Annotated in this window: 9 protein-coding genes; 6 read left to right on the top strand and 3 right to left on the bottom strand. The window is 64.0% G+C overall.

Annotated features, from left to right (window positions below; translation table 11 throughout):
• Positions 1-98 precede the first annotated feature (98 nt).
• The 6 genes from hgcC (at position 99) to BRA62_RS09330 (ending at position 3959) form a co-directional block, all read left to right on the top strand.
• The gene (gene hgcC / locus BRA62_RS09355) at positions 99-389 is read left to right on the top strand and encodes an HgcAB-associated protein HgcC (RefSeq protein WP_292366303.1); all 291 of its coding nucleotides are present in this window, start codon (positions 99-101) and stop codon (positions 387-389) included.
• Positions 386-1222, top strand: coding sequence for an arsenite methyltransferase (arsM, locus tag BRA62_RS09350; RefSeq protein WP_292366302.1), 837 nt, complete (start codon positions 386-388; stop codon positions 1220-1222). The genes hgcC and arsM overlap by 4 nt, the downstream gene beginning before the upstream one ends.
• 395 nt (positions 1223-1617) lie before the next feature.
• On the top strand, positions 1618-1761 hold the full coding sequence (locus BRA62_RS09345) for a hypothetical protein (protein WP_292366301.1): 144 nt from the start codon (positions 1618-1620) through the stop codon (positions 1759-1761).
• Between the two features lie 520 nt (positions 1762-2281).
• A complete protein-coding gene (gene mntA, locus BRA62_RS09340) occupies positions 2282-2707 on the top strand; it encodes a type VII toxin-antitoxin system MntA family adenylyltransferase antitoxin (protein WP_292366300.1) in 426 nt (141 codons plus the stop codon).
• Positions 2691-3119, top strand: a complete 429-nt coding sequence (hepT, locus tag BRA62_RS09335; RefSeq protein WP_292366299.1) for a type VII toxin-antitoxin system HepT family RNase toxin — start codon at positions 2691-2693, stop codon at positions 3117-3119. The genes mntA and hepT overlap by 17 nt, the downstream gene beginning before the upstream one ends.
• Before the next feature lie 237 nt (positions 3120-3356).
• Positions 3357-3959, top strand: coding sequence for a CDP-alcohol phosphatidyltransferase family protein (locus BRA62_RS09330; RefSeq protein WP_292366298.1), 603 nt, complete (start codon positions 3357-3359; stop codon positions 3957-3959).
• Here the strand turns inward: BRA62_RS09330 and BRA62_RS09325 are convergent.
• The 3 genes from BRA62_RS09325 to BRA62_RS09315 form a co-directional block, all read right to left on the bottom strand.
• Complete coding sequence (locus BRA62_RS09325) at positions 3922-6354, bottom strand: oligosaccharyl transferase, archaeosortase A system-associated (RefSeq protein WP_292366297.1); 2433 nt, start codon at positions 6352-6354, stop codon at positions 3922-3924. The genes BRA62_RS09330 and BRA62_RS09325 overlap by 38 nt on opposite strands.
• A 141-nt stretch (positions 6355-6495) precedes the next feature.
• Positions 6496-6777 carry a type II toxin-antitoxin system RelE family toxin gene (locus BRA62_RS09320; protein WP_292366296.1) on the bottom strand — a complete coding sequence of 94 codons (282 nt, stop codon included), beginning with the start codon at positions 6775-6777 and terminating at the stop codon, positions 6496-6498.
• Between the two features lie 21 nt (positions 6778-6798).
• Positions 6799-7029: a hypothetical protein gene (locus BRA62_RS09315; RefSeq protein WP_292366295.1), complete on the bottom strand. Its 231-nt coding sequence runs from the start codon at positions 7027-7029 to the stop codon at positions 6799-6801.
• Positions 7030-7169: the final 140 nt, after the last annotated feature.

Raw genomic sequence — 7169 nt, 5'->3', positions numbered from 1 at the left:
TGCAGTGCACCTCTCTGAAAGCGTGTGATTTTTCAGAATATTCAGAATATTCGGAATATTTATGTGCTCTCGCAGACAACCCTGATCCGGTGAGCCGTATGAAAGATTCCCCGAGAGACGGGCGGAACCCCTCCTGTTCCGGTGCCTGCACGATCGAGGCGGTCGTGAGCGTCGACGCACGGGGACAGGTGGTGCTGCCGAAAGATATCCGCGAACGCGCGGGGATCGCTCCCGGCGACCGGCTTGCGGTCGTCTTCTGGGGGAAGGAAGGAGACGTCTGCTGCATCACGCTGATCAAGGCGAGCTGTTTCAACGGCATGGTGACGGCGCTGCTCTCTCCCATGACGGAGGAGCTCGCGGGCAGAGGAGAACAGGAGTTATCGCGATGAAGAAAGAAGATATTCACAAACAGGTACGGAATGCATACGGGCAGGTGGCCGCCCGGCAGGGCGGATGCGGGTGCGGCACCGGGTGCTGCGGCACCGGGAGGACCGTCGAATCGGTGAGCCTCGGCATCGGCTATTCGGAAGAAGACCTCGAACGGGTGCCGGAGGGCGCGAACCTGGGGCTCGGGTGCGGCAACCCGGTGGCTCTTGCCTCCCTCCGGGAAGGCGAGGTCGTCCTCGACCTGGGCTCAGGAGCGGGATTCGACTCCTTCCTTGCGGCGGAGCGGGTCGGCCCGGCGGGCCGCGTCATCGGCGTCGACATGACGGCCGGGATGCTCGATAAGGCGCGGGAGAACGCAAAGAAGAGCGGGCGGGCGAACGTGGAGTTCCGCCTCGGCGAGATCGAGCACCTGCCGGTGGCGGACGATTCGGTCGACGTGATCCTCTCAAACTGCGTCATCAACCTCTCCACCGATAAACCGCAGGTGTTTCGCGAGGCGTTCCGGGTCCTCCGCCCCGGCGGCAGGCTCATGGTCTCCGATATCGTGCTGACGGCGCCCCTCCCGGCCCCGCTCGCTGAGTCGGCGCTCTTCTACAGCAGCTGCGTCGCGGGAGCGCTGATAAAGGAGGAGTACCTCAGCAGCATCGCCGTTGCGGGCTTTACGGAGGTCACGGTCCAGGGGGAGACGGTCTTCCCGCTCGATCTCATCGTGAGCGAGCCGGAGCTTGCCGGGCTCCTCGGCGAGGACGAGAGGGCGTCGATCGAAAAGAGCATCGTGAGCATCAAGGTCGGCGCCAGGAAACCGGCGGGCTGCGGCTGCGGCGGGACGTGTTAGACACTTCCTTATTTTTGCGGTCCGGGAGTTACGCTCCCTCCCGCGGGTCTGCACGGCCCGCTGCCTCCTCCACTCCAGTATTCCGGGATGGGACGGCCAGGGTGGCGGGACGGGACCCATCCTGTGCCGACCCGTTTCGTACTATGCAGGAACAGGCCTTGTTGAAACCCGCTTGCTTGCTCCAGATGGCTGCAGTCAGGGGTAACTCAGAGGCATGGCTTTCCACCGAGTTGCGCACGTGCGGTGCTCGTGCTCCGGATGTTCGCACCTTCGGTGCTCATGCCTCACGGTGCTCACGCTCCCGGCCTCTGGTCAGTCGCGTAGCGAACCATCGCAATCGCCACGCACTGCCCGCCCCCCTGGGGGCGGAACGACTTCCCCGCAGGGGAAGGAGTTTGAGCACCGAAGGTGCGGAGGAGGAGCGCGAAGCGCGGGTGGTGGGGGTTACAGGGATCCATTACAACGTGGAGACAGGGGAGGGGGAGACCCCCTCGCACCTAACGGTGCTCAAGCTCGCTTCGCTCGCACTCCCCACCTGACGGTGGTCGAACTCCGTTCCTTCGCACCTTCGGTGCTCACGCTCCTGCCCTCCGGCCAGTCGCGCTTCGGAACGTCGTCCTCCCCGTCAGCCCCACAGCGAAGCCCTTCGGTCTTCTCGTGTTCGCTTTCGCTCACACAGCGAAACCCTTTGGGTTTCTCGAACTCCTGTCTCGCACCTTCGGTGCTCACGCTCCAGTTCTAGCGAACTGTCGCGTCCTGCGGACAGTCGTTCCCCCAATGGCGATAAGCGAGGTTCCGACAGGAACGGAGCTCGAGCACCGCTAGGTGCGCAGGCCACCACGGTCCACGGCATGAGGACATGCCCGAGAAAAAAGGTCGGCCCGGGGACAGGCCTGGTGTGGCACCGCCCTCATCAGGGAACGGATGAAGATCGGAACAGGGTTTCAACAGAGCCCAGGAACAGGGATCTCTCGACGAACGTTGCGGAGAGTGCCTGCAAAACCGTTTGCCTCTCCCTGCGGCACAAGGTCTTTATCCGCCGGCGCCGATCTCTCTCCGATGAGACCCCGGAACCTCTCCCCGGAAGAGAAACAGCGCCTCCGCACTCTTCTCGCCGTTCGACTGGAGGAGAAGGGGGAGATCCTCTTCGCGTACGTATACGGCTCCTTTGTGCAGGGTCCCTTCCGCGACATCGATATCGCTGTCTTCCTCGCGGACAGCAGCGCCGGGTCATCCGACCCGCTCCGGTACGAACTGGCGCTTGAACAGGAACTGGAGGAGGTTGCCGGGGTGCCTATCGATGTACGGGTGCTCACCGCGGCGCCGCTTTCGTTCGCGTTCACGGTCCTCCGTACCGGGGAGATCCTGGTATCCCGCGATGAGGAGACGCGCTGCGAGTTTGTCTGCAGGATTCTCGCCGAGTATCACGATTTCTCCTATCACCGGGAGCGCTACAGGAGGGAAGCCCTTGGTCTCCTACGATGAGGAGAAGGTTACTGCGCTGTCATCGGAGCTGATGCAGGCCTGTGAGAGGCTCCGGGAACTGGGTCGACTACCGAGGCAGGTATTTACAGGAGATCCTCACCTTGTTGCAAGCGCGAAGTATCACCTCATCGTCGGCATCGAGGCGGCCATCGACCTCGCCAACCATGCGATCACGAAGAATCGATGGGAAATACCTGAAAATTATGCCGATACATTTCGTATTATGCAGGAGCACGGGTTCTTCGACGAGGACCTTGGAGAACGCCTGCAGATGATGGCCCGGTTCAGGAATCGGTTGATCCACATCTATTGGGATATCGACAACGACAGGATCTACGACCTGCTCCAGGAGGATGTCGGCGACATTGAGCAGTTCCTCGCCGAGTATATCCGTGCCCTGCAGAGGGAGTGAAGACTCTCTCCCGCTCTCCAGGCCTCTCCCGTCCCCGAAGTCCACGGTATACGGGTGCTCCGGCTGCCGGAACACCCGCTTCCTGTCACCGAGCGGCAGGATGATTATATCCATAATTATTATGGATATAATCATTACCCGGCCCGGGAGAGACACCCTTATCTCCCGGGAGCGACGATCCCCTGCCATGGTACGGTCGGCGGCGGTCGCGGATCAACTCTCCGGGGTGACGGGCCGGTGATCGAGGAGCACCTCCGGGCACGGACGAGCGGGGCGCTCACGCGAATCGCGGCCCTCGTCGCCCGGACGGGGGCGACCCCGAACACCCTCACCCTGTTCGGTTTTCTCGGGATGGCGGCTGCGGGCGTCCTTTGTGCTTCAGGATCGTTCTTCTTTGCCGGGCTCGTCGTCGCCGCATCCTGCGTCTTCGACGCCCTCGACGGGGCGCTCGCCCGCGCGACCGGGGCCGCTTCACTCTATGGCGCGTTCTTCGACTCGTTCCTGGACCGCTACGCCGAGGCTGCGGTCTACGGGGGGCTGGTCATCTACTACGCGGGGGCGGGGACACCCTGGGGCGTCGAGGCCGCGTTCTTCGCCGCTATCGGCTCGCTGATGGTCAGCTACGCCCGGGCCCGGGCCGAGGGGCTCGGGGTCGAGTGCCGGGCCGGCCTCTTCGCCCGGCCGGAGCGGCTTGCGGTCATCATCATCGGGCTGGTGACGGGTTTCGTTCTCCCGGCACTCGTCATCCTCGCGGTCGCGACGAACGGAACCGCGGTGCGAAGGCTCCTCTGCGTCCGGGGGGCTACGCTCCCCCCATCACGGCCTCCTCGGTCACCGTGAACTCCTCGTTCCCGATCCGGTAATTCCCGGCGGTCTTCACGCCGTAGGGGTTGCCTGTCGTGGAGTAGGGGACGACAAACGTCCCGTTCTCGCTTGCCTGCCGGTAGACGAACTCCCGGCCGGTGTTGGTGGCGACCGTGACCTCGATGACGCCCTCGCCGGGGATCACGGCGCCCTCGACACGCTCAAAGATCTTGACGCTCGTCGCGGGGTCCGGCGAGGACTCGTAGACAAGCCGGTAGTGCCTGAGCGCCGGGACGGTTCCGGGCGGGGTGGCGGCATCGGTCCCGAAGACCGCGGCCTTGCCCGATCCTTTGTAGGCATCGGCCGCCGCCTGCGCCTCCGCCGGGCTCATCTCTTTGCTCCCGGTGAGGAGCGGATACCCGGTCTCCGGGACCGACCTGGTGTCGTACTCGATGTAGAGGGCCTTCTCCGGCTCCACGAGCGTCCCGTCGAGGGCCTGCAGCCGCACCGCCATGGTTTTGTAGAAGTCCTCCCGGTAGAACGGCTCGATGCGATAGGCGTCTCCTCCCACCGCGACAAGAAGGGGCGTTGCGTAGGGGGTGGTTCCCGTCGCCGCGTCCTGCCATAAGGCGATGGCCGGGAACCCCTCGGCGGCCATCCTGCCGTCGGTGACGACGTAGCGGGACCCAACCGCGTCGGCCTTCTCTTCACTTGTCGCGAGGAAGAACCCGCTGGCGCTGCGGACGTTGTCCTGGAAGGGGTTGGTGACCGGGATCCGTTGTCCGATGAAGGTGATCCAGTGGCCGTAGTCCCACCAGGACATGACGCCGTATGACCCTTCGGGGTAGGTGAAGCCGTTCTCCTCGTAGATCGTGTAGTAGTCCACGCCGGGGTCGGGGGTATTTTCGCCCATCCACTCGAGGGCGTTGCGCCAGTCTTCGGCGAGCATGGTGCGGGGGACGCCGTTCTGCGCGTAGCCGATGTTTTCCGAGGCCGATGCGCCGACAAGAGCCACGGTGAGGAGGACGGCGATCCCGACGGCGGCGACCTCGGCGGCGGGACGCGTTTTCTTCTTCTTTTTGCCCTCGGGCTCCCGGAGGTATGCGGCGGTCTTCTCGAGCCCGTAGTCGAGCGCCCACGCGACGACGATCGCCGCGAGGAGCGCGAGGTTCACGGCCAGGTAGTACTCGAACCGCAGGTGCTGGATGGTCGCGACCAGGATGACGACCGACCAGACGATTGTAAAGAGGAGTTCGGGCCGGTTCTCCCGCCGGAGCCTGAGGGCGAGGAGGACGAGCCCGGCGGGGATGAGGAGGAGGCCGACGTTGAAGCTCTGCCACGCGAGGGAGAGATCCCAGGCCCCCATTTCCCGGATGGCGGTGGCGGTCATATCCCGGCCGAAGAACGCCGTAAGGCCGCTCATCATCGTCTGCCCGATATCGGTGAGCGTGAGGAAGGCGATGCCGGCAACTCCGAGCACTGCGAGGGCGCCGAGGTACTCGTTCTGCTTTCCTTTGAGCGCCAGCGAGATGCCGGAGAGGAGGGCGGTCGCGGCGATCAGGAGGAGGTAGGCGTAGACGTGGGCGACGGAGTAGAGCGAGAGCGACATCCCCTCGACCATGAACCCGGACAGCGGCAGGAAGATCGCCGGCACGGCGAATGTGACGGCGTTGACGAGGAGGAGCCCTTCCGGCCCGGTGCCGTCGAGGTGGTTTCTCGCGGCCTGGATGACCGTGAAGACCCCGGCGATGAGCGCGAAGAGGATCATCGTCGGCATGACGAGGAGGCCGAGGAGGTATGCGGCCCCGGCGCCGAGGGCGAGGAGCGCGACGGGGAGGATGGTCTTTGTCTTTTTCGTCGAGACCGGGTGCCGGGCGGCGTACGCGAGCGCGGTGATGTAGGCGAGGCAGAAGAGGGTGGAGAAGAGGGTTTCCGCAACGTGGTGGTCGACGAACCCGAAGATCGACCGCGCGAAGAACGAGGCCGAGACGATCGCGATGAGCCCGGCGGCGACGAGCCCGGTCGTCCTGTCGGCGAGGGTCTTTCCGGTGAGGTAGACGACCGGGACGACGGCGGCCGCGAGGAGCGGGGGGGCCCACGCGGCGACGTACACGATCTCGGGCCGGGCGGCCGCTCCGGCGACGATGCAGAGGGTGGCGGTGATGAACGGGAAGAGCGGTCCCCAGGCGACTTCTTTCCCCGTCGGGTAGGCGGTCATCGGGTCGAACCAGGCGTAGCCGGGGTAGTTCGCCGCGATCACCTCGATCTGGCGGAGGTTGTACCAGGCGTCGGCGCCGATGAGGTTGGTGAACGAGCCGTCGACGAGCGCGGCGTGGGGGATTGCGCGGAGGAGCACCGCCGCGAGCATGAAGATGAGCAGGGCGGCGGCGGTGAGGACGGTTTTATGATCTTTGAGTGCAGCGGGAGCCATAGGTCGTACGTTGATCTTGGGGGCAGACGGTAATTAAGGGGTACGACTGGGGGCGGGATTCGTGCTCCGTGCTCCCACATGATCCCCCTGCAGTGTGGGTGGGGATGCGGCCAGCACCCCGCCTCTCCCCCGGCCGGGACCTCACCGGCGTGAATACTCCTTGTGTGCTCTCTCGATCGTCACGATCTTCTCGATCTTGACGATGCTCTCCTGATGCTCGATGATATAAAAAACAGTGAAGGATCTGCTGATATGGAGGCGGTAGACTGCAGGGGGATGGGGACACTCAAGTTTCTCCTTGTTACCTCCCGGAAACGGGTCCTCCGCGAGTTCCTGGATTTTTTCGACGACGATGCGCCGGGTTTTTGGGGGGAGACGCTTTAAGAGCTCCCGTGCCTTCCTCTCGATCAGAACGGTGAACACGCTCTCCTGCTCCAGGGTGCCTCAGTCGTCCTGCAGGAGGTCGTCCGGGTCGAAGGCTACGAACTCGCCGGTCTCCTCGATCTCGACGATCATCTTCCAGTCGCGATAGTCTCGCTCGCGCCGGATCATCCGGCCAAGCAGCTCATCATAGCTCTCTCCGGCCTCCTTGAGGTCGTGCAGGTCCCTCCAGGTAGGCTTTTTCACGGGAATGCGCTTGATCTGGCTGCCGGCATCGCTTGTGGCGGAAGACATGCATCTCCGTGGATCGTTATGATATTTATTGATGTGCACATTTGTCACAATGAATAAATGTGCCATAATGGCCCCCCCGACAGGGCCGGTGCCCGCTCCGTTCTGTCGGAACATCGTATTTCGAAACCTTGGGTTTCTCA

Source organism: Methanoculleus sp. UBA208, from assembly GCF_002498065.1.
Classification (GTDB): Archaea; Halobacteriota; Methanomicrobia; order Methanomicrobiales; family Methanoculleaceae; genus Methanoculleus.
Note: the sequence above shows the minus strand (reverse complement) of the source record. Positions and strands in the feature narration are given on the sequence as shown.

Coding starts and splice junctions, on each gene's coding strand:
- hgcC (WP_292366303.1), top strand. CDS start 99: ATGAAAGATTCCCCGAGAGACGGGCGGAACCCCTCCTGTTCCGGTGCC.
- arsM (WP_292366302.1), top strand. CDS start 386: ATGAAGAAAGAAGATATTCACAAACAGGTACGGAATGCATACGGGCAG.
- mntA (WP_292366300.1), top strand. CDS start 2,282: ATGAGACCCCGGAACCTCTCCCCGGAAGAGAAACAGCGCCTCCGCACT.
- BRA62_RS09325 (WP_292366297.1), bottom strand. CDS start 6,354: ATGGCTCCCGCTGCACTCAAAGATCATAAAACCGTCCTCACCGCCGCC.
- BRA62_RS09315 (WP_292366295.1), bottom strand. CDS start 7,029: ATGTCTTCCGCCACAAGCGATGCCGGCAGCCAGATCAAGCGCATTCCC.